Annotated in this window: 18 protein-coding genes; 12 read left to right on the top strand and 6 right to left on the bottom strand. The window is 72.5% G+C overall.

Annotated features, from left to right (window positions below):
• Positions 1 to 5: 5 nt before the first annotated feature.
• The 4 genes from FHS08_RS06580 to FHS08_RS06595 all read right to left on the bottom strand — a co-directional run bounded on the left by FHS08_RS06580 (position 6) and on the right by FHS08_RS06595 (position 3,994).
• Positions 6 to 1,271: a hypothetical protein gene (locus FHS08_RS06580; protein ID WP_167036924.1), complete on the bottom strand. Its 1,266-nt coding sequence runs from the start codon at positions 1,269 to 1,271 to the stop codon at positions 6 to 8.
• Positions 1,264 to 1,971: an HAD hydrolase-like protein gene (locus FHS08_RS06585; RefSeq protein WP_167036927.1), complete on the bottom strand. Its 708-nt coding sequence runs from the start codon at positions 1,969 to 1,971 to the stop codon at positions 1,264 to 1,266. Before FHS08_RS06585 ends, FHS08_RS06580 begins: the two co-directional genes overlap by 8 nt.
• Positions 1,972 to 2,044: 73 nt before the next feature.
• Positions 2,045 to 2,740 carry an endonuclease NucS gene (gene nucS / locus FHS08_RS06590; protein ID WP_167036930.1) on the bottom strand — a complete coding sequence of 232 codons (696 nt, stop codon included), beginning with the start codon at positions 2,738 to 2,740 and terminating at the stop codon, positions 2,045 to 2,047.
• Between the two features lie 9 nt (positions 2,741 to 2,749).
• Positions 2,750 to 3,994 (bottom strand): MFS transporter, encoded by a 1,245-nt coding sequence (locus FHS08_RS06595; protein WP_167036932.1) that lies wholly within the window; start codon positions 3,992 to 3,994, stop codon positions 2,750 to 2,752.
• An 81-nt stretch (positions 3,995 to 4,075) separates the two neighbouring features.
• On the opposite strand from FHS08_RS06595, the gene FHS08_RS06600 reads away from it, so the two are divergent.
• Positions 4,076 to 5,119: a LacI family DNA-binding transcriptional regulator gene (locus FHS08_RS06600; protein WP_167036937.1), complete on the top strand. Its 1,044-nt coding sequence runs from the start codon at positions 4,076 to 4,078 to the stop codon at positions 5,117 to 5,119.
• Positions 5,120 to 5,125: 6 nt separating this feature from the next.
• Here the strand turns inward: FHS08_RS06600 and FHS08_RS06605 are convergent, their stop codons facing one another.
• The gene (locus FHS08_RS06605; RefSeq protein WP_341800334.1) at positions 5,126 to 6,661 is read right to left on the bottom strand and encodes a hypothetical protein; all 1,536 of its coding nucleotides are present in this window, start codon (positions 6,659 to 6,661) and stop codon (positions 5,126 to 5,128) included.
• 145 nt (positions 6,662 to 6,806) lie between these two features.
• Here FHS08_RS06605 and FHS08_RS06610 point away from each other — a divergent pair, with 145 nt between their 5' ends.
• The 11 genes from FHS08_RS06610 (at position 6,807) to FHS08_RS06660 (ending at position 18,280) form a co-directional block, all read left to right on the top strand.
• A complete protein-coding gene (locus tag FHS08_RS06610; RefSeq protein ID WP_167036940.1) occupies positions 6,807 to 9,746 on the top strand; it encodes a Na+/H+ antiporter subunit A in 2,940 nt (979 codons plus the stop codon).
• Positions 9,746 to 10,285: a Na(+)/H(+) antiporter subunit C gene (locus FHS08_RS06615; protein ID WP_167036943.1), complete on the top strand. Its 540-nt coding sequence runs from the start codon at positions 9,746 to 9,748 to the stop codon at positions 10,283 to 10,285. Before FHS08_RS06610 ends, FHS08_RS06615 begins: the two co-directional genes overlap by 1 nt.
• Positions 10,282 to 11,838, top strand: a complete 1,557-nt coding sequence (locus FHS08_RS06620; RefSeq protein ID WP_167036945.1) for a Na+/H+ antiporter subunit D — start codon at positions 10,282 to 10,284, stop codon at positions 11,836 to 11,838. The genes FHS08_RS06615 and FHS08_RS06620 overlap by 4 nt, the downstream gene beginning before the upstream one ends.
• The gene (locus tag FHS08_RS06625) at positions 11,835 to 12,428 is read left to right on the top strand and encodes a Na+/H+ antiporter subunit E (protein WP_167036947.1); all 594 of its coding nucleotides are present in this window, start codon (positions 11,835 to 11,837) and stop codon (positions 12,426 to 12,428) included. Before FHS08_RS06620 ends, FHS08_RS06625 begins: the two co-directional genes overlap by 4 nt.
• Complete coding sequence (locus FHS08_RS06630; protein WP_167036950.1) at positions 12,425 to 12,685, top strand: monovalent cation/H+ antiporter complex subunit F; 261 nt, start codon at positions 12,425 to 12,427, stop codon at positions 12,683 to 12,685. Before FHS08_RS06625 ends, FHS08_RS06630 begins: the two co-directional genes overlap by 4 nt.
• Positions 12,685 to 13,041 carry a monovalent cation/H(+) antiporter subunit G gene (mnhG, locus tag FHS08_RS06635; RefSeq protein WP_167036953.1) on the top strand — a complete coding sequence of 119 codons (357 nt, stop codon included), beginning with the start codon at positions 12,685 to 12,687 and terminating at the stop codon, positions 13,039 to 13,041. Before FHS08_RS06630 ends, mnhG begins: the two co-directional genes overlap by 1 nt.
• Positions 13,042 to 13,092: 51 nt before the next feature.
• Complete coding sequence (locus tag FHS08_RS06640) at positions 13,093 to 13,248, top strand: type II toxin-antitoxin system VapC family toxin (protein WP_167036956.1); 156 nt, start codon at positions 13,093 to 13,095, stop codon at positions 13,246 to 13,248.
• Between the two features lie 167 nt (positions 13,249 to 13,415).
• Positions 13,416 to 13,946 (top strand): RNA polymerase sigma factor, encoded by a 531-nt coding sequence (locus FHS08_RS06645; protein WP_167036959.1) that lies wholly within the window; start codon positions 13,416 to 13,418, stop codon positions 13,944 to 13,946.
• Positions 13,943 to 14,593 carry a hypothetical protein gene (locus tag FHS08_RS06650; protein ID WP_167036962.1) on the top strand — a complete coding sequence of 217 codons (651 nt, stop codon included), beginning with the start codon at positions 13,943 to 13,945 and terminating at the stop codon, positions 14,591 to 14,593. Before FHS08_RS06645 ends, FHS08_RS06650 begins: the two co-directional genes overlap by 4 nt.
• Before the next feature lie 52 nt (positions 14,594 to 14,645).
• Positions 14,646 to 17,582 (top strand): hypothetical protein, encoded by a 2,937-nt coding sequence (locus tag FHS08_RS06655; RefSeq protein ID WP_167036965.1) that lies wholly within the window; start codon positions 14,646 to 14,648, stop codon positions 17,580 to 17,582.
• Complete coding sequence (locus tag FHS08_RS06660; protein WP_167036968.1) at positions 17,579 to 18,280, top strand: ABC transporter ATP-binding protein; 702 nt, start codon at positions 17,579 to 17,581, stop codon at positions 18,278 to 18,280. The genes FHS08_RS06655 and FHS08_RS06660 overlap by 4 nt, the downstream gene beginning before the upstream one ends.
• A gap of 34 nt (positions 18,281 to 18,314) precedes the next feature.
• Here FHS08_RS06660 and FHS08_RS06665 read toward each other — a convergent pair whose 3' ends face one another.
• A complete protein-coding gene (locus tag FHS08_RS06665; RefSeq protein ID WP_167036971.1) occupies positions 18,315 to 20,912 on the bottom strand; it encodes a penicillin acylase family protein in 2,598 nt (865 codons plus the stop codon).
• Positions 20,913 to 21,036 lie beyond the last annotated feature (124 nt).

Genomic DNA, 21,036 nt, shown 5'->3' on the forward strand with positions numbered 1-21,036 from the left:
CTCGGTCAGCGTCCGCCGAGGCGCGCGTAGTCCGCGAGCGCCTTCGCGTCCTCGGCATGGCGTATCGCTCGCCGGGCCGCGTCGAGCGCGTCGACGGGATCCTGCGCCTGGCGCGCGATCGCGAGCTCGCGCTGCGCCGAGACGAGGCGTACGCGCGCGTCGGCGCTCGTGCGGGCGTGCGAGACGGATGCCTCGGCCTGCGCGATCGCGCCGCGTGCGGCCGCGAGCGTCCCCGGGAGGGCCGTGCGCGCGCCCCGCAGGCGCTGCTGGGCCGTCCGCGCGTCGCCGAGGGCGAGGTCGAGCCGGTCGCGCAGGCGCGCGATCGCGTCGATCGTGCGGGTCGGGCGGCGCGCGGCATCCTTCTCGAGCGCCGTCAGCTCGCTCTCGACCGCGCGGATCTCGCCGCCGAGCCGTTCGGCGTCGGCGGGCTCGAGATGCTCGCGCGTCGCGAGCGCCTGCCGCAGGGCCGAGCGCGCGGCCGCGAACTCGGTGGGAAGCGCCTGCGCGGCCTGCGACACGAGCCGGTGGGACTCTTCGAGGATGCGCGCGTCGGCCTCGGCTGCGCGCAGGGACCGCTCGGCGGCGGCGAGCTCGCCGAGCGCGTCGCGCGAGGGATCGTCGGCGTGCGCAGCGGCGAGGTCGAGCATCCGCGCGGCATCGCCTGCCTCTGCGAGGGCGGAGGTCGCCGCGCGGGACGCGGTCCGCCACTCGGCCCCGTCGTACGCGGCGGAGAGCTCGGCGACGAGGGCCGCGGGGTCTCCCATCCCCTCGCGCAGGCGTGCGAGCCTCGCGCGCGCCGCACCGACCTGCTGTGCGGCGGAGACGTGCGCGCGCATCCAGTCGCGGTGCTCAGCGCGCGCGCGGTCGATCGCGGTGAGTGCTTCGGACGCGCGCCGCTCGATCCGGCCGGCGACGCGGCTCACGTCGGCGGGAAGGAGGTCGTCGCCCGCGATCGTGCGGTACTCGTCGAAGGACCCGTCGCGCACGTGCTGCGCCGTGAGGCGCGCGCGACGGAGGGATGCCGGGGCCCCGCCGCCGTAGAGCGCGCCGGACAGCCCGACCTCCAGGTCGAGCTCGTCGACGGCGTCGTCGAGGCGCACGAGGGCGGCTCCCGCCCTGCCGCGCTCGGCGGCGGCGGCCGCTCGCGCCCTGGGCGAGCGCCGCGCGCGGCGGGCTGCCCACACCGCGACGGCGACCGCGATCGCCGCGACGCCGAATACCACGACGATGGGGACGGCCCACCCCAGGATCGCGGCGACGGCGTCAGGCATCCGGGCTCTCGCCCTCGCCTTCGGGCCGGTCGTCGACGAGGAGAAGGGCACGGAGCTCGTCGGCCGTCGAGACGACGCCGGATGCGCCGGAGGACTCGTGCGGCCAGCTGAACCCCCACGTCGCGAAGATGACGGGGACGCCCCGCGCCGCACCGCCCTCGACGTCGTGATGCCGGTCGCCGACGAGCACGGGGCGGCTCGTGTCCGCTCCGGCGGCGGTGAGACGCCGCAAGGCCTCGGCGACGATGTCCGACTTCGAGGCGAGCGTCTTCTCGTCGGGGGTCGACCCGACGGTCGCCGTGAGGAACGGCGCGAGCTCGAAGTGGTCCATGAGGGCGACGACCTGGATCTCGGGCTTGGAGCTCGCGGTCGCCTGCGGGATGCCGCATGCGGCGACGTCGGCGATCAGAGCGCCCATGCCCGGGTAGAGCTTCGCGTCTCGCGTGTACCCGTCGGCCTTGCCGAGCGCGCGGTAGAACGCGACCGCCTCTGACGCCTGCTCCGGGGTCATGCCGACGTTCACCTGGAACGACTCGTACATCGGGGGGCCGATCCAGTGCACGAGCTCGGCGCGGGTCGGGGGCGTCCGCCCGAAGTGCTCGAGCGCGACCGTGAGCCGGCGAAGGATGCCGTCGGAGGCATCCACGATCGTGCCGTCGACATCCCACAGGATGCAGGTCCATGGTGATCGACTCGGCATGCCGTCCAGCCTATGCGGCTCGCGTGCGCCATCGCACAGCGGCTCTCGACCGGGCACGCACGATGCCTTCGGCTCAGAAGAGGCGCGGGGCGCCGGACTCGATGCCCTTCATGCCCTCGTAGTCGAGGGTCACGCAGCGGATGCCGCGATCCGCGGCGAGCACCCGCGCCTGCGGCTTGATCTCCTGGGCCGCGAACACGCCCGTGACGGGAGCGAGGTGCGGGTCGCGGCCGAGCAGCTCGAGGTAGCGCGTGAGCTGCTCGACGCCGTCGATGTCGCCTCGGCGCTTGACCTCGACGGCGATCGTTCCGCCCGCCGGGTCGCGCAGGAGAAGATCGACGGGACCGATCGCGGTGGGGAACTCGCGGCGGACGAGCGTCAGGTCGTCACCGATCACCTCGACCTGCTCGGCGAGCAGGCGCTGAAGGTCGGCCTCGACGCCGTCCTTCTGCAGCCCCGGGTCGACGCCGAGCTCGTGCGACGAGTCGTGCAGCACGTCGTGGATGCGCACGAGAAGCGAGTCGCCCGTCTTCGCGTGCGTCACGCGCCAGTGCTCGAGGACTCCCGCGCGGGCGGACTCGGCATCCGGGGCCTCGACCGTGAGCGTGCAGGGAGGCGACATCCAGTTGAGGGGCTTGTACGAGCCGCCGTCGGAGTGCACGAGGAGGCTCCCGTCGCCCTTGTGCACGAGCAGGCGCACGGCCAGCGGCAGGTGCGCGTTGAGGCGTCCCGTGTAGTCCACGGAGCAGCGGGCGATGACGAGGCGCACCCGACGAGCCTACCCGCGGGGCCGTCCTCCGCCGCCCGCGCCGACGTGCGATCCCGCGATGGGCCGGGCGGCGGGCGACGCGAGGCCGGACGCGACGATGAGCGCCACGAGGATGTACAGCGTGTTGAGCAGGCCGATGTGCTCGCTGATGAGTCCGAGCAGCGGCGGGCCCGCGAGGAACGCGATGTAGCCGATCGTCGCGGCCGCGCTGACGCGCGCGGCGGCCTTCGCGGGGTCGTCGGCGGCGGCCGACATGCCGAGGGGGAATCCGAGCGAGACGCCGGCGCCCCACAGCGCCGCCCCCGCGAAGACGAGCGGCAGACTCGGTGCGAGGATGAACAGCAGCAGTCCCGCCGTCGCCGTCACGGCGAGCACGCGGAGGGTCGCGACGCGGCCGAAGCGGTCGACGAGGGGCCCTCCCAGCACGCGGACGACCGTCATGCTGACCGAGAACACGGCGAGTCCCGCAGCGCCGAACTCCTCTCCCGCGCCGTGGCCCTGCACGACGCCGAGCGCGAGCCAGTCGTTGGCGCCGCCCTCCGCGAACGCCATGCCGAGCATCACGATCCCGAGGGCGTACGTGCGCGGCTCGCGCCACGCCGAGAGCGCGAGATGGAGCCGCTCGCGCCATCCCGCCTTCGCAGGCTCGTCGACGGCGTCCATCGCCGCCTCGCGCGCAGGCACGTTCGCGATGCTGACGAACGCGACGACGAGGAGGACGACGGCGATCGCGGTCAGGTGCGTGAAGACGTCGAGGCCCCAGCCGATCGCGAGGATGCCGAGACCCGCGCCGATCACCGTGCCGAAGCTGAAGAAGGCGTGGAACAGCGGCAGGATCGTCTTCTCGACCTGCTTCTCGATCGCGGCGCCCTCGACGTTCATGATGACGTCGAGGGCCCCGTTCCCGAATCCCCACAGGACGAGCCCCGCGACGACGACGCCGGGCGAGTGCAGGAGGTCGGTGCCGACGCCGATGACCGCGATGCCGATCGCGAAGAGGATCATCATGACGAGCATCCCGCGCTTCGCGCCGAACCTCGCGAGCACGATCGAGCTGATCGACAGGCCGGTCACGGCCGCGAGGCCGCCGACGAAGAGCATGAGGCCCAGCTGGGCGCGATCCACGCCGACCCCCGAGATGATCGCGGGCACGCGGGCTGCCCAGGTCGCGACGCTCAGACCGCTCGCGAGGAAGATCGCGAAGATCGCCGTGCGCCAGCGCACGAGCTGCGACCGCGTGAGGGTCTGGTCCATGGCCGCCACTGTAGCGAGTCCGCGGCATCCTGTCGAATCGATTCGACGCCTGTCCTTCCGGGGAGGTACGATCGACACACCATGAGCACGCGCCGGGCCACGATCGCCGACGTCGCGCGCGAGGCCCGCGTCTCGCCGTCGACGGCGTCCGTCGTGTTCAGCGGCAAGACGCCCGTGTCCGATGCGACCCGCCGGCGTGTGCTCGACGCGGCGGAGGCGCTCGGCTACACGGGTCCCGACCCGCGTGCGGCATCCCTGCGCCGCGGACGATCGGGGATCGTCGGCGTCGTGTTCGAGGAGCACCTCGGCCGCACCTTCCAGGACCCCGTCAAGATCCTCATGATGGACGGCCTGACGGCCGGGGTCGCGGCGCAGGGAGCCGGCCTGCTCCTCCTGCGCGATCACACCGACGCCGACGGCGAGCCCACGCTCATGTCCGCCCCGCTCGACGCCGCCGTGCTCGTGGGGTGCAGCGGCCACCTGCGCGAGTCGCTCGCGGCCGTGCGGGGACGCGGCATCCCCGTCGTCGTCGTCGAGGGCGACGCGGGCGAGGGCGTCCCGCGCATCGACCTCGACAATCGCGAAGCACAGGCGCGGGCGCTCCGCCACCTCGCGGGCCTCGGGCACGAGCACGTCGCGATCGTGACGCTGCCGCCCCGCGCGGGCTGGCGCCGCGGATGGCTCGCCGACGACGACACGATCGACATCGACGTCACCCGAGACCGCCTCGACGGCGCCCGCGACGTGTATCCGGATGCCGCCGCCTACGCCGCCGCCGCCAGCTCGATCGACGAAGGCCTGCTCGCGGGTCGAGCCGTCCTGGCCGACTCCGCCGTGCGTCCCACCGCGATCGCGGTGCAGAGCGACCTGCTGGCCGCCGGGGTGATCCGGGCCGCCGAGGAGGCGGGTCTGCGCGTGCCCGAAGACCTCAGCGTGACCGGGTTCGACGGCATCGTCGTCGACGGACTCGCGCCCTACGAGCTCACGACGCTCGTGCAGCCGGCGGTCGACAAGGGCCGCGCGGCGGGCCTCGCGGTCGCCGCGATGCTCGCGGGCGAGGAGGCGGCATCCATCCTCTTCACGTGCGTGTTCCGCGAAGGGAATACGACGGCGCGCGCGCGCTGACGGTCGTCACGACCGCTGCGGCCCCAGGGGCAGACCGGGCTCGCCGAAGTCGGCGATCGTGTACCGGCCGCAGGAGACGAGGTCGGCGTCGTCGAGCGTCGTCGCGCCGGGCAGGTCGAAGGCGGGCGACTGCGCGTCGAGCACGAGGAAGGTGACGCGGCCGACGGAGAAGTCGTCCCGGTCGACGAGCCACGCGTAGCCGTCGAGCCGATGGTCGACCTGGACGAGCGTGCGCGGATCGGAGACGCGCGCCTTGGGGAGACGCACGGTCCAGAACTGCCCCGCTCCCGTGCGCCCCGACGCGTCGACCCAGTCGACGACGCACGCGAGGTCGGGATCGGGATGCGAGACGGCGTGCGCGAGACGCGGAACGCTCGCGAGCGCGCCGACGACCACGAGGGCCGAGGCGATCCCCGCGACGAGGGGGGCGGCGCGCACGGCGCGGCCTGCGGGCTGCGGCAGGAGCTCCGGCAGCACCGCCAGGGCGAGCACCGTCCCGAACGCGAGGGGCTGCACGTAGCGGGCCGCGTGCGTTCCGAGGGCGATCGCGCCGCCGACGACGAGCAGCGGCATCGCCCACGACACGGCCGCGACGACGAGCACGCCCGCCGCGGCACGCCGGCGAGCCAGCACGACGGTGCACGCGACGCCCAGCGAGAGGAGACCGAGCGTCAGCGCCGTCGCCGCCGGGCCGCCGGACGAGCCCCATCGCTCGGCCGCGAGCTGCCCGTAGTACGCGAGGGACTCGGCCCAGCGCGCAGGGTCTGCGTAGCCCGCGCCGGTGTTGGCGATGAGCGGGGCGAGCGGGATCCTTCCGAGGAACCCCGCGGCGCATCCGGCGGCGAGCGCGACGATCGCCCAGCCCGCCCGCGGCTCGCGCCGGCGCAGGCCGATGACGCCGAGCACGCCGACGAGGGGCACGCCCGCCCACGCGGCGAACAGCGGATTCGAGAGGACGGATGCCGCGGCCACCCCCGCGACTCCCCACAGCGGCCACGACCTGCGGGCGTCGTCGTCGAGCACGCGACGGACGAGCCCGACGGAGGCCACCGCCGCGATCACGGTCGCGCTGTAGTACGTCGTCGTCGCGACGAGCGACGCGAGCTCGAGGGCGTCGCGGCTCGGCGAGCTCTCGAGGACGGCGAGCAGGGCGAACGCGCCGAAGGCGGCCAGGGCCCCCGCGATCGGCGCGCGGGCGCGGGCGTGCGACCCGGAGACGACACGGAACGCGCCGTAGAGCGCGAGGAGGTTCAGGACGCCGTTGAGCGCGAGCGTGCCCGCGACCCCCGTCCCGAGCAGCGACAGGATGCCGAACACGGCGAGCTCCGGCAGGAACAGCACGGTCGACATGGCCCAGTCCTGGGGCTGCCCGACCGCGACCGACCGGGCGACGAGCGCCGTCAGCAGCGAGTCGCCGTCGCGGAAGAGCAGCTCCGCGCGCGCCGACCCCGCGACGAGGGAGACGACCACGAGCGACACTCCGAGCGCGACGACGGCGGCGGTCAGCTCGCGCGCCCAGCGCGGCATCCCACGGCTCTCCACCGGTTCACTCTCGCACGCGACGACCGCGCATGCTCGTCTCCGGCGCACGAGTGACCCTGCGCGGTCAGTAGACTGACCCTCGACACCCCGATCGCCCGAGCCGCGCCTTCCCGATGCCCGCCCGACGACCCCGAGGAGGCCGACGATGCTCCTCCTCCTCGGCGCGTTCGCACTCGTCCCGATCGTGCTTCCGTGGCTCGTCGGACGCATCGGCGCGCGGGCCTTCTACGTGTCGGCGCTCCTGCCGATCGCGGCGTTCACGCACGCGGCGCTGCAGGGCGCCGCCGTCATGCGCGGCGACATACCGGCCGAGGCATACGACTGGATCCCGGCCCTCGGGATCCAGCTGTCCATGCGCATGGACACCCTCGGATGGGTCATGGCGCTCATCGTCACGGGCGTCGGCGCGCTCGTCATGATCTACTGCCGGTGGTACTTCCGCGGCAAGACCGAGGGAGTCGGGCAGTTCTGCGCCGTCCTGCTGGGGTTCGCGGGCGCGATGTACGGGCTCGTGCTCACCGACGACATCGTCGTGCTCGTCATGATGTGGGAGATCACGAGTGTTCTCTCCTACCTCCTGATCGGGTTCTACAACCGCCGCGCTGCGAGCCGCCGGGCGGCTCTGCAGGCGCTCATGGTCACGACCCTGGGCGGCCTCGTCATGCTCATCGGGGTCGTGCTGCTGGTCGTCGACGCCGGAACGTCGAGCCTCTCGACGATCCTCGCCGAGGCGCCGACGGGACCCGTCGTCGACGCCGCGCTCGTCCTCATCCTCGTCGGAGCGCTCAGCAAGTCCGCGATCTTCCCGTTCCACTTCTGGCTCCCCGGCGCGATGGCGGCCCCGACGCCCGTGAGCGCCTACCTGCACGCCGCCGCGATGGTGAAGGCGGGCATCTATCTCATCGCCCGCCTCGCGCCGGTCTACGCGCTCGCCCCGACCTGGCGGCCCATCGTGCTCTCGCTCGGCGTGTTCACGATGCTCCTGGGCGGCTTCCAGGCGCTGCGCGAGCACGACCTCAAGCGCATCCTCGCGTTCGGCACAGTGAGCCAGCTCGGATTCCTCGCGGTCGTGCTCGGGTACGGCACGCGCGACGCCGCGCTCGCGGGTCTCGCGCTGCTGATCGGCCACGCCCTGTTCAAGTCGTCGCTGTTCCTGGTCGTGGGCGTCATCGACCGCCAGCTCTCGACCCGCGACATCCGCGAGCTCAGCGGCGTGGGGCGGCAGGCGCCCGTCATGGCGATCTTCTCGATCGTCGCGGTGGGCTCCATGGCGGGCGTCTTCCCGACGATCGGGTTCGTCGCGAAGGAGGCGGCGCTGACGGCGTTCATCCACGAGGCCGAGGGCGGGTCCCCGTGGGGGTTCGTCGTCCTCGCCGGAGTCGTGCTCGGGTCGGTCCTGACGGCCGCGTACGGCATCCGGTTCGTGTGGGGAGCGTTCTGGACGAAGAAGGATGCCGCGGGCCTCCCGCTGCCGAGGACGGAGTGGCCCGATCCGCCGATCGGCTTCCTCGGCGCCCCCGTGCTGCTCGCGGCCCTGACGCTCGTCGCGGGGATCGCGGCACCGATCGTCGACGCCTCCGTCACCCCGTACGCCGACACCGCCCCGGCCTCGTCGCCCGGCGTCCCGGCCCCCGAGCACGCCTATCACCTCGCGCTGTGGCACGGGTTCGAGCCCGCGCTGTGGATCTCCCTCGGCGCGATCGCGCTCGGCGCGCTCGTCTTCGTCGTCTCGCGCGATCGGCCCGCCCGTCGCGCGCTGCCGTTCACGGCGCCCGACGTGTACAACGCGGCCCTGCGCGGGATCGCGCGGCTCTCGGTCGTCACGACGAGCTTCACGCAGCGCGGATCGCTCCCGCTGTACGTCGGCACGATCTTCGTCGTGTTCGTCGCGGCGGAGGGGACGGCGCTCGTCTCCGGCCCCGTGATGCGCGCACAGCTCGACGCGTTCCAGACGCCCATGCAGCTCGTCGTCGCGCCGATCATGATCGCGGCGGGGCTCATCGCCGTGCGCGCGCGCAAGCGCTACACGGGCGTCGTGCTCGTCTCGGTGACGGGGCTCGGCATGGTGCTGCTGTTCGCGACGAGCGGCGCGCCCGATCTCGCGCTCACGCAGATCCTCGTCGAGACCGTCACCCTCGTCGCGTTCGCGCTCGTGCTGCGGCGCATCCCGGCGCGGATGGGCGAGCACAACGCCTCCGTGCAGCCCGTCGCCCGCGCGGTCCTCGCCGCCGCCGTCGGCATCACGATGGCGATCATCGCCGTGCTCGCGACCTCGGCGCGGGTCGCCGAGCCGATCTCCGAGCGGTTCCCCGACCTCGCCTACCTGCTCGGCCACGGCCGCAACGTCGTCAACGTCGCCCTCGTCGACCTGCGCGGGTGGGACACGATGGGGGAGCTGTCGGTCCTGATCCTCGCGGCGACGGGCGTGGCATCCCTCGTCTTCGTGACGCACCGCGCCGACGAGCTGTCGTCGCTCGACTCGCTCCCGGCCGCAGCCGCCCGCGCGCGGCGCCCTCTCGTCGAGACCGACGAGGGCCTGCGCCCACAGACCGCGGCGAACCGCGGCAACCGCCGCGCGTGGCTCGTCGGAGGCCAGCGCGTGCTGCCCGAGAACCGGTCGATCATGCTCGAGGTGATCGTGCGGATCCTCTTCCACACGATCATCGTCGTGTCGCTGTACCTCCTGTTCGCGGGGCACAACCTGCCGGGCGGCGGATTCGCGGGCGGACTCGTCGCGGGCATGGCGCTCGTCATGCGGTACATCGCAGGCGGACGGTACGAGCTCGGGGCGGCGGCGCCGACCGATGCGGGGCGGCTCCTCGGCACGGGCATGGCGATCGCCGTCGCGTGCGCCATCATCCCGCTGCTGTTCGGTCTCTCCCCGCTCACGAGCGCGTTCTGGGAGGCCGAGCTGCCCGTTGTCGGCCATCTCGAGTTCGTCACGTCGACGGTGTTCGACATCGGCGTGTACCTCGTCGTGATCGGTCTCGTGCTCGACGTGCTGCGCAGCCTCGGGGCAGAGGTCGATCGCCAGACGCAGGAGCTCCGCGTCCGCTCGCGCGGACGGCGGGGGGTGAGCGCCTGATGGACGTCTCGCTCGTGCTCATCGTCGTCATGGCGGTCCTGTTCGCGTGCGGCGTGTACGCGATGCTCGAGCGCAGCCTCACGCGCGTGCTCATCGGGTTCCTGCTGCTCGGAAACGCGGCGAACCTGCTGCTGCTCATCGTCATGGGACAGCCTGGGCTCGCTCCGTTCTTCGGCGCGGCCGAGACGGATGAGATGTCCGATCCGCTGCCGCAGGCGCTGACGCTGACGGCCATCGTCATCACGTTCGCCGTCTCGGCGTTCCTGCTCGCCCTCATCTACCGCTCGTGGCAGCTCGGCCAGGCCGACACGGTGGGCGACGACGAGGCCGACGCCGAGGTGCGCGGGCGCGCCCTCGCGACCGAGGAGACGATGGACGACGACGCAGCGATCGGTCCGGACGATGCGACGACCGATTTCGTCGGCGTCGACACGTCGCCCATCATGATCCTCGGCACGCGCGACTTCGCGGGGCTCCTCGACGACGCGCCGACCGATCGTCCCGACCCGACGCGCGACAGCGGAGGCGATGAGGCATGAGCGCGCTCGTCCCCCTCCTGGTCACGCTTCCGCTCCTCGGCGCGGCGATCGCCCTCATCGCCGGCCGCCATCGGCGCACGCAGGTCGTGGTGTCGATCGCGACGCTCGCGATCGTGCTCGTCATCGCGGCCGTCCTGCTGTACGCCGTCGACACGGGCGGCCGCCCCATCGCCGTGTCGGTCGGCGGCTGGCCGGTCCCCTTCGGGATCGTGCTCTACGTCGACAGGCTCTCCGCCCTGCTCGTCGTCGTCTCGAGCATCGTGCTGCTCGCGGTCCTGCTCTTCTCGGTCGGCCAGGGCGCCGCCGACGGCGACGACGAGACGCCCGTCTCGATCTTCCACCCGTCGTACCTGATCCTGGCCGCGGGCATCTTCAACGCCTTCATCGCGGGCGATCTGTTCAATCTCTACGTCGGATTCGAGATCCTGCTCGTCGCGTCGTACGTGCTCATCACGCTCGGCAGCACGGAGTCCCGCATCCGCACGGGGGTCGTCTACATCGTCGTGTCGCTCGTGTCGTCGATCCTGTTCCTCGCGGCGATCGCGATGATCTACGGCGCGCTCGGCACCGTCAACATGGTCCAGATCGCCGAGCGCATGACCGAGCTCCCGCAGGAGACGCAGCTCGTGCTGCACCTGCTGCTGCTGCTCGCGTTCAGCATCAAGGCTGCCGTCTTCCCGCTGTCGTTCTGGCTGCCGGACTCGTATCCGACAGCCCCTGCGCCCGTCACGGCGGTCTTCGCGGGCCTGCTGACCAAGGTCGGCGTCTACGCCATGATCCGCACCGAGACGCAGCTGTTCGCCGACAGCGACGTGAACCTCCTGCTCGCGATCGTGGCGCTCGCGACGATGATCGTGGGCGTTCTCGGCGCCGTCGCGCAGGCGGAGCTCAAGCGCATCCTCTCGTTCACGCTCGTGAGCCACGTCGGGTACATGGTGTTCGGGCTCGCGATCGCGACGCCGGCCGCCATCGGCGCGACGATCTACTACATGGTCCACCACATCGTCGTGCAGACGACGCTGTTCCTCGCGGTGGGCCTCGTCGAGCGCCGTGCGGGGTCGACCTCGATCCTGCGCGTCAAGGGGCTCATGCGCGCCGCCCCGGTCATCGCGGTGCTGTACTTCATCCCGGCCGTCAACCTCGGGGGCCTCCCGCCGTTCTCCGGCTTCATCGGCAAGTTCGCGCTCTTCGACGCCGCGGCGAACGTCGGGAGCCCGATCATGATCGTGCTGATCGTCGCCGGCATCCTGACGTCGCTGCTCACGCTGTACGCGCTCATGCGGGCGTGGAATCTGTCGTTCTGGCGCGAGGAGGACGACTCGGCCGAGACGGAGGCCCGCATCTCGTACCTCGGCGCGTCGCCGGCTGCGACGGTCGAGACGGAGCAGCGCGTCATCCCGAAGATCATGACCGCCGCGACGGCGGGGATGGTCGCGGTCACGGTCGCGCTGACGGTGTTCGCGGGTCCGCTCTACGCCGCGTGCACGCGCATCGGGTCGGCGCTCCTGGAGCCCGTGAGTCTCGTCCAGCTGGAAGAGGAGGTCGGCCGATGAGCCCGGACGAACCCCTCACCCCCACGCGCAGAGTCCTGCGGATCGTGTGGCGCCAGCTGCCGTTCTTCGTGTGGCTGGTCGCGCTGTGGATGCTGCTGTGGGGCCAGCTGACGGTCGTCTCGTTCGTGACGGGCGTCATCGCGGCGGTGGCCGTGACGCGCGTGTTCCGGCTGCCCCCCGTCGAGCTGTCCGGGCGCGTCAACCTGTGGTGGGGCCTCGTCTTCGTGCTCGAGTTCCTCGTGGCCCTCGTGCACGGATCGCTCACGGTCACGTGGCAGGTGCTCGACTGGCGCCGCCAGCCCGGCGCGGCGATCATCGCCGTGCATCTGCGCACCGACGACGACCTCATCATGACCCATACGGCGGTCACGGCATCCCTCATCCCGGGCTCGCTCATCGTCGACGCCGACCGCGACAGGCGCATCCTGTACCTCCACGTCATCGGCGTGCGATCGGATCAGGATGTCGAGCGCCAGCGCGCGAGCATCCTGCACTGGGAGGAGCGCATCGTGCGCGCGGTCGGCTCGCGCGCGCAGCTCGAGACCGTGCGGGATGCCATCGGCGCCGCGAGGGCGGGGGGTGCCGCGTGAACGTCCTGCTCGTGGTCGTCTCGATCGTCTTCGCGCTCGCCGCCGTGCTCACGCTCATCCGCATCGTGATCGGGCCGTCGATCCTCGACCGCGCCGTCGCCGCCGACGTCCTGCTGACGGAGGTCATGTGCGTGCTCGGCGCCGAGATGGCGATCAACCACCACACCCGCACGCTGCCGGTGCTGCTCATCATCGCTGCAGTCGGCGTGTTCGGATCGATCTCGATCGCGCGCTTCGTCGCGAGGAAGGACCAGTGATGGATGCCGCGCTCGACGTCGCCGCGCTCGTGCTCGTCCTGCTCGGGGCGCTCCTGTGCCTGTCGGCCGCGATCGGCCTGCTGCGCTTCCGCGACGTGCCGACGCGCCTGCACGCGGCGACCAAGCCGCAGGTGCTGGGGCTGATCGTGATCTGCCTCGCGATCGCCCTGTCGCTGCGGTCGTGGCCCGTCGTCGCGTTCCTCGTGCCGGTCGTGCTCATCCAGCTCGCGACGGCGCCGCTCTCGGCGCACATGGTGGGGCGCCAGGCGTACCGCAACGGCACGATCGCCGATCGCAACCTCTATGTCGACGAACTGGCCGAGTCCCGCCAGACGCCGCCCGCGGCCGGCGGGTGACACCTCAGGTGTCACCGGTGACACACTCCCCTCCATGGGAACGGTGAGGTCGTGCCGTTCGACGCCGGCGCGGCTCGGGCATTCGGGGGCGTGTCCGCGTCGCTGCGCACCTCGGGCCGGAAGACGTACGCACGGGCGCACGATGCCCTGATCCCCGCCACAGCGCTCTCGCTCGGTGTGCCGGTCTACACCCTGCAATCCGGCTGACTTCGACGGGATCGCGGGACTCGAGGCCGGGGTGGTGCCGGTCTCGGGTGCGGCATGATCCGGTGCCCTGTGCACGGGGCCCGGGCATCCGTCCCGGACTGTGATGTCATGAATGCGCCCGTGCCGACATCTCACTGATGACGGCGCTTCCCCGACGCAGAGGGCACATGTACGACACCGACTCCGACGGCGAGCTCATCCGGCTCGCGCAGCGCGGCGACCGCGGCGCGTTCGGCGCTCTCTACGCGCGGCATGGAAAAGCCGTCTACCTCTACGCGTGGGCGATGACGCGCGACGATCGGGATGCCGAGGACGTGACGCAGGAGGTGTTCATCGTCGCGTGGCGCAAGCTCCGCGGCATCCGGATCGTGGAGCGCTCGGCGCTGCCGTGGTTGCTCGTGACGTGCCGCAACCTCTCGCGCAATGCGCTGCGCGCCCGCCGCGACGCGCTCGAGCTCGACGAATCGCTGCTGCCGGGCGACCGAACGCGGCACGAGCGCATCGAGGAGCTCAGTTGGGTGCGGCAGGCGGTCGAGCGGCTGGGCGGCCTGGACCAGCGGGTCATCCACCTGTGCCTCGTCGAGGGGTACTCGTACGCCGTGGCCGCCGACCACCTCGGCCTGTCGACCTCGGCCGTCGCGAAGCGCGTCGAGCGCGCCCGCGCGGCCGTGCGCCTCGCGGTGAGGGGGGAGTCGTGAGCGAGCGGATGCTGCGCCCCGGCGCACCCGAACGCCCCAAGGAGGGCGTCTACCTCGCGGCGACGCTCGCGGTCATGGGAGAGCAGCTCGACGAGCGGATCGACGAGCTCGCGCGCCGGCGGCGGCTGCGGGCGCGGGTCGGGGTGACGGCGCTTGCCGTGTGCGCGGTGGCCAGCGGCGGTGTCGCGGCGGTCGCGCTCTCGGCGGCCGCTCCCGAGCTCCCCGCGCCGGCTGCGCTGACTGCCGAGCACGAGCTCCGCTGCGTCGACGGCGACGCCGTGGGCGACGACGCGTACTTCACGGTGCGCTACCGCCTGGGCGAGGACGAGCCGCCGGCTGAGGCCGTGCGGCTGTGCGCGCTTGCACGGTCGGCCGTCGAAGCGCGCTTCGACGAGTTCGGGTCGGCGACGCCCGCACAGCTGATCGAGATCGCGGAAGATCTCGTAGCGCAGGCGCTGACCAGGACGGGGACGGATGCCGTGCCCGCCGTCGCCGTGGACGACGCCGCCTTCCGGCCACTCGCGCATCCCGACCCGGCGACGCCGATCGTGTGCGAGCGGGAGGGCTCGACGGTCGTGCTGGCGGTGCCCGGCGGCGCAGCGAGCGCCGTCGGGCGATCGCTCCTGTGTGCGCGAGCCGGTTCGTGAACCGCCCGCGCGGCGCGGTTGGCGCGCCTGTGTCTCCGGGAAGAGCAGCCGAATGACCGATCACACTGCTCCGCGCCGTCGCGGAGAGCGACGCGGGCGACTGCCCGGGCCCGTCCGGCGGCTGTTCCGTCAGCCGCTGCGCGTGGGTGCCGTCGGCCTGCTCGCGCTGACCGCCCTCGCCGCGTCGGGGGTGCAGTCCGCCGCCGCGATCGCCCTGCAGTCGACGCTCGACGAGAACTGGCGGGGACTGTACGACATCCTGGTGACTCCTGCGGGAGCCATGCACCCCGTCGACGGCATGCTGCCGCCCAACGGCCTCGCGTCGGGCGAGGAGGGACTGTCGCTCGACGATCTCGCCCACGTGCGCGGCGTCGACGGCGTGCAGATCGCGGCACCCGTCGGAGAGATCGTCGTGCCCGGGCTGAGGTTCAGCTCCCCGCAGGTCGTCATCCCACCCCGGTTCGTGGGCGGGTCGGGCGAGGCGCCTCAGGCGTTCCGCGTGACTGCGACCTACACGACGAACGACGGGCTCGGCGACCGCATGGTCGCGCGCCTCGAGTTCACGATCATCGTCGACGAGACGTCCGGATCGCGGGCGGACGAGTGCACGCCCACGGCTCTCACGTTCTCCGGCCGCAACGGCGAGTACCTGGCCGATCCCTCGCTGTACCCGCATCTCGTGGGCGGTTCGTGCATGGTGTCACAGGTCGGCGACGGCGTGACCATGCTCCACGATTCCGGGTACATGGCATGGGCCACCGACCCGGCGGGCGCGCTCACCTTCAACCTGCCGAGCGCGCCGCAGACGATGACCCGCATCACCCTCATCGACCCGGTGGCCGAGCGGGCGCTGCTCGGCGACGCGGGTGCGTTCCTCGACCCGCTCGTCGGAGTGAAGCCGAGCGGCGAGCTCACGACGGACGACGTCACGGAGTGGGCACAGGCTCAGGCCACGCCGGACGACTTCGTGCGCCGCATCCGCGACGACGCCGCGGCGCGCGCGGAGGCGAGCGCCCCGGACGAGGCATGGCTCGCCGAGGTGCGGGCGCTCTACGCCGCGCACGGCGACGACTACGACACATGGGTCGCGCAGGAGCAGGCCAGGCTCGCGTACCAGCCTGCGATCCCGCTGCTCGCGACGGCGGAGTCCGCGGCCCAGCTGTCGGTGAAGCTCGACGTCACGGCCCTCGGCGCGGCATCCGTCGCCGCAGGGGTCGCGGGGAGCGCCGGCCTCGGCGAGTACGTGCTGCCCACCGCGACCGCAGGCGTCGCCGCCGGCAGCACGGTGACCGACGTGTCCGACCTGCTCAACCCGTTCGCCGCTCGCGCCCCCGGCGTCGTCTGGCCGGGCGCCGACCTCGGCATCGCCGACCAGGCGCCCGACTGGACGACGCTCGACATCGGCAGGCTCTTCGCGCCCGGGGCAGCGGTGTTCCGCGAACGTGGTGGCGACGGCATCTCGCTCGGCGCGAACGGCTTCACCGCGCCGCAGCGCGAGTGGAGCGACGTCGTCGGCGCATCCGCGTCGCAGCTGCTGGCCGCCGATCCCGCGGTCGTCGGCGCCGAGTCGGCGTACGCAGGCCTCCGCGACCAGTGGCAGGGAGCCATGGACGGTTCCTCGATCACGGCCGTTCCCGTCGGCGCGTTCGACCCCGACACCCTCGATCTCGACGCCGAGGCGGCGAACTACGTGCCGCTGGGCGCCTACGCGCCCGTCGGTTCGACGCTCGCCGACGGCCCGCACGCGGGTGCGAGAGTGCAGCCGAGCCTGTCGGGGCTCGGGCTCGTCTCGCCGCGGACCGTCGCGATCGGATCCATCGAGTCCGCCCCGATCTGGGGCGCCGAGACCCCGATCGGCGCCATCCGAGTGCGTGTCGGCGGCATCGACGGCTACGGCCCCGACGCCCAGCGCCGTGTCATCGAGGTCGCACAGGCGATCGAGGACCTCGGGTTCGCGGCATCCATCGTCGCCGGCTCGTCGCCGGTCGACGCCGGCGTGCACGTCGACGGCTACGCGTTCGGCACGACCGACCCCGACGGCAGCCAGTCCGTCGGGGAGCTCGGCACGATCACGCAGCGCTGGTCGGAGCTCGGCGCCGCGGCCCGCGTCGAGCTCTCGGTCTCCGCGGCGACGCTCTCGATCCTGGGCATCGCGCTCGCCGCGGGAGTCCTGCTCCTCGGCGCCGTGCAGCTCGCGGGCGTGCCCGCCCGACGCCGGCAGGCCGTCGTCATGCGCGAGGTCGGATTCACGCGGGTCCGCATCGCGCGCTGGTTCGCGCTCGAGGAGCTCCCCGGCCTTGCGATCGTCGCCGCCGTCGGAGCGGCAGCGTGGTGGATCTCGGGCGGCACCGGCATCACCGCGATCGCCGGGGCGTCGGCCGCGGGAGCGACACTCGTCGTGGCCGTCGGCGCCGTCATCGCCTCATCCCGCGTGATGGGACCGCGGATGCCGCGAGACGTCCGCTCCCGCCGGCTCGGCGCCCGCTCGGTCGCCGCGTTCGGCAGCCGGCAGGCGCTCGTTCATCCGCTCTCGAGCGTCATCCACGTCGTCGCGATCGCCATCGTGGGAGTCGCCGCGGCGGCCCTGGCGTCGGCCGTGCTCGCGGGACGCGACGCGGCCGGCCAGTCGAGCCTGGCCCTGCTCGTGACGGGACGCCAGCTGCTGCCGCAGCTCGCGCTCGGCAGCGCGGGAGCCGCGGGCGGCATCCTGCTCGCCGTGCTCACGCGCCGCATCGGTCTCGCCGATCGAGCCGACCAGTGGTCGGCCCTTCGTGCCGCGGGCTGGACCCGCAGGCAGCTCGCCCTCGCTCAGCGCACCGAGGGCGTCGCGATCGGGGTTCCCGGGCTGCTCGTCTCGGCAGCCGCAGTGTGGTTGGGCGCCGCGCGCGTCGGGCTCGGCCACCCGATCCTGCTCACCGCGATCGCGGTGCTGGGCGGCCTCGTCACAGTCGGCTTCGCGTTCTCCACCCGCAGAGAGGGCACCTCATGACCAGCATCTCCGTCGACCCCGCGGCCGCGGGCCCTGCCGGCCTCGGCGGCGCCGCCGTCGAGCTCCGCGGCGTCACGATCCAGTACGAGCGCCCCGGGAGCGAGCCGCTGCGCATCACCTCGGACTACGACCTCACGCTCGAGCGCGGGCGCATGCACTGCCTCGCGGGGCGCAGCGGCTCGGGCAAGACGTCGATCCTCCGCGTCGCGGCAGGACTCGTCCCCCCGGCATCCGGGCACGTGCTGTGGGAGGGCCTGGAGATCACGGGGCTCGCCGACGACGTCGTCACGACCCGGCGACGGACGCACGTGGGATACCTCGATCAGCGCGGCAGCCTCGTCTCGGGGCTCACGGCGCTCGAGAACGTGCTGCTGCCCGCCGTGCCCGATCGACGCACCCGCGAGCTGTCACGTCCGGCCCGCGACATCCTGCATCGTCTCGGGGTCGGGCCGCGCGCGACCCACTATCCCGACCGGCTCTCGGGCGGTGAGCGGCAGCGCGTCGCGTTCGCCCGCGCCCTGCTGCTCGGACCCGCCGTCGTCATGGCCGACGAGCCCACCGCGAGTCTCGACCGCGCGACGGCGGATCAGCTCATCGAGCTGCTGCGCGACCTGGCGGCAGACGGCATCGCCGTGCTCGTCGCGTCGCACGACGAGCACCTCATCGCCGCCGCCGACTCGCGCACGACGCTCGCGTGACGGCGTCGCGGGATGCCGGGCACCATGCGCTCCCTCAGCCTGCCGGCGTCAGCACCAGCGTGTTCGTCGTCGCCGCGTCGACGGCCCTCTTCGAGAAGGGCCACGGCGTGAGCTCGACCCTCTGCCAGGCCCCGGTCTGGTCGATGTAGTTCGGATGGAACGCGTGGCCGCTCGCGCCGGTCAGGTGGTTCCACCGCGAGGCGTCGAGGTCGGACAGGTCGACGATCATGCGCATCGACGGAACCGTGATCGTGTCGAAGCCGCCCGATCCGAGATCCCAGCCGGTCGCGTCGACGACGGACGACCCGCCGCCCACGGCGAACGGCCCACGGTTGAAGAGCCACTCGATGGGCGCGATGCCCGACGACCCGAACGTGTCGCTCGTGAGGGTGATGGCGTGCAGCTCGCCCCAGCTCCAGCGGGCGGGGTTCTCGCCCTGGATCGCGGCGAGGCGGGCATAGGCATCCTTCGCCGACTTCTCGAGCATCTCGTGACGGCTGTCGATGCCGAGCTCGCGGTTCGTCCACCACGGCGACTCGGGCTCGCCGAGGAGCTCGTCGACCACGAGGAAGAGCCGGCCCTGACCCGTCAGGGGAGCCGGGTGCTCGCGCCCGCGCACGAAGAGGTTCTGGACGAGCTCGTCCCACACGACGTTCGCGTAGGCGGCCGCGGCCGACTCGGCGTCGTTCCTGGCGTCCCACTGCGCGAGCAGGTCGAGGGCGCGCTTCTCGCCGCCCGTCGCGTCGAGGCCGGCGACCGCCGCGATGAGGCGCTTGCCGAACCAGAACTCCGTGTCGGCCTGGATGTCGCGCAGGTCGGAGGCGGTCAGCTTGCCGGCGGCGGACTTGCGCTGGATGAGATCCGTGATGCGCGCCGCGCGCCATCCGTAGTCCCAGTCGTCCGTGAGGAGGTACGGATACGACGTGTCGACGATCGCGTTGTTGGCGGTCACGATGTAGCCCTCGGGCGGGTTGTACGAGACGGGCAGCTCGTCGAAGGGGATGTAGCCGCGCCAGTCGTAGGCCGAGTCCCATCCCGGCTGCGGCAGCGAGCCGTCGCCCGCACCGCGGATCGGGAGCCTGCCGGGCGCCTGGTAGCCGATGTTGCCCGCCACGTCGGCGTAGACGAGGTTCTGCGCGGGCACGTCGAACTTCCTCGCGGCCTCGCGGAAGCCCGCGAAGTCCTGTGCGACGTTGAGCGCGAAGATCGCCGAGGGCGTCGTGCCGGGCGCGAGCGCGGTCCACTGCAGGCTCACGGCGTACTCGCCCTCGAGCGCGTCGGAAGGGGGTGCCGAGACGCCGCGCGACCCCGCGTACGGGTCGTCCGCGATCGCCGTGAAGTCGTCTGTCAGGCCGGAGATGATGGGCCCGTGCACGGTCGAGCGGATCTCGAGTGCGACGTCTTCGCCTCCTGCGACCTCGATCGTCTCGGTGCGCTGCTCGAGGGGGACGAGCGAGCCGTCGCGCCAGTACGCGTCGCCGTCGACCTTCTCGAGGTACAGGTCGGTCACGTCCGTCGTGAGGTTCGTGAGACCCCACGCGATGCTCGCGTTGTGGCCGATCACGACGCCGGGGACGCCGGAGAAGCCGAAGCCCGCCACGTCGAACGGGCACGTCTCCGAGACGACTCGGCAGTGCAGGCCGATCTGGTGCCACACGCTCGGCAGAGAGGCGCCGAGGTGCGGATCGTTCGCGAGCAGAGGGAGGCCCGTGTCGGTGAGGTCGCCCGAGACGACCCACGAGTTCGAGCCGATGCCCTCGCCCGCGTCGCCCACGAGCGCGCTCACGGCCTCGATGACGCCGTCGACCTGCGTCCACTCGACGGCGGCCGTCTCGACGCCCTGCTCGGCGCCGGAAGCCGCGCCGGCGGGCTGGACCGCCGTGATCTTCGGCACGATGACAGGATTGCGGTCGAACGGGTACGAGGGATAGAGCTCCGCGAGCTGCGCGGCCGTGTAGTCGGGCGCGAGCAGGGCGCGCTCCGTCTCGCTCTCGACGTTGGAGCGGAGGTCCCACGCCATCGCCTTGAGCCACGCGACCGAGTCGGCGGGCGTCCACTTCTCGATCTCGTAGTCGCTGTTCTGCAGACCGAGCACCGCGTACTCGAGCGAGACGGCCGCGCCGTCGTGGTCGGAGAGGTAGGCGTTGACCCCGTCCGTGTATGCGTCGTAGTACGACCGCTCGGTCTCGCCGAGCGCCTCGACCTCCTGCGCGGCGATCTCGTGCCAGCCGAGCGTCCGCAGGAACATGTCGGTGCCCAGCTGCGACTGGCCGAACAGCTCCGAGACGCGGCCGCTGGTCACGTGACGGCGGAAGTCCATCTCCCAGAACCGGTCCTGCGCGTGCACGTACCCCTGCGCATAGAAGAGGTCGTGCGTCGTGTCGGCCGTGATGCTCGGGATGCCGAGCACGTCTCGCTGCACGGTCACCGTGTCGTCGAGGCCGGCCGCCGTCACCTCGCCGTCGAGCTGCGGGAAGGAGCGCTGCACGGTCCACACGAGCACGCCCGCCGCGACGAGGGCCATCACGGTGACGCCGGCGACGAGGCTGAACAGCCCGATGCCGATGATCCGGCCGACGGACGGCCGTCGGCGCTGCTCGAGATCGACCGGACCGGTCGGGGGCTTCGACATTGAGAGCTCTCTCTGGCTGAGGAGGCGGACCCGGTGCCGCGCACGCCGGGTCCGAGTGCCGGACGTCGGGTCGCCCGGCACGTCCTGGAATGCTAGCGCCGAGTCGCGGCGGATCCCGAATCAC

The organism is Microbacterium ulmi (genome assembly GCF_011759705.1).
Classification (GTDB): domain Bacteria; phylum Actinomycetota; class Actinomycetes; order Actinomycetales; family Microbacteriaceae; genus Microbacterium; species Microbacterium ulmi.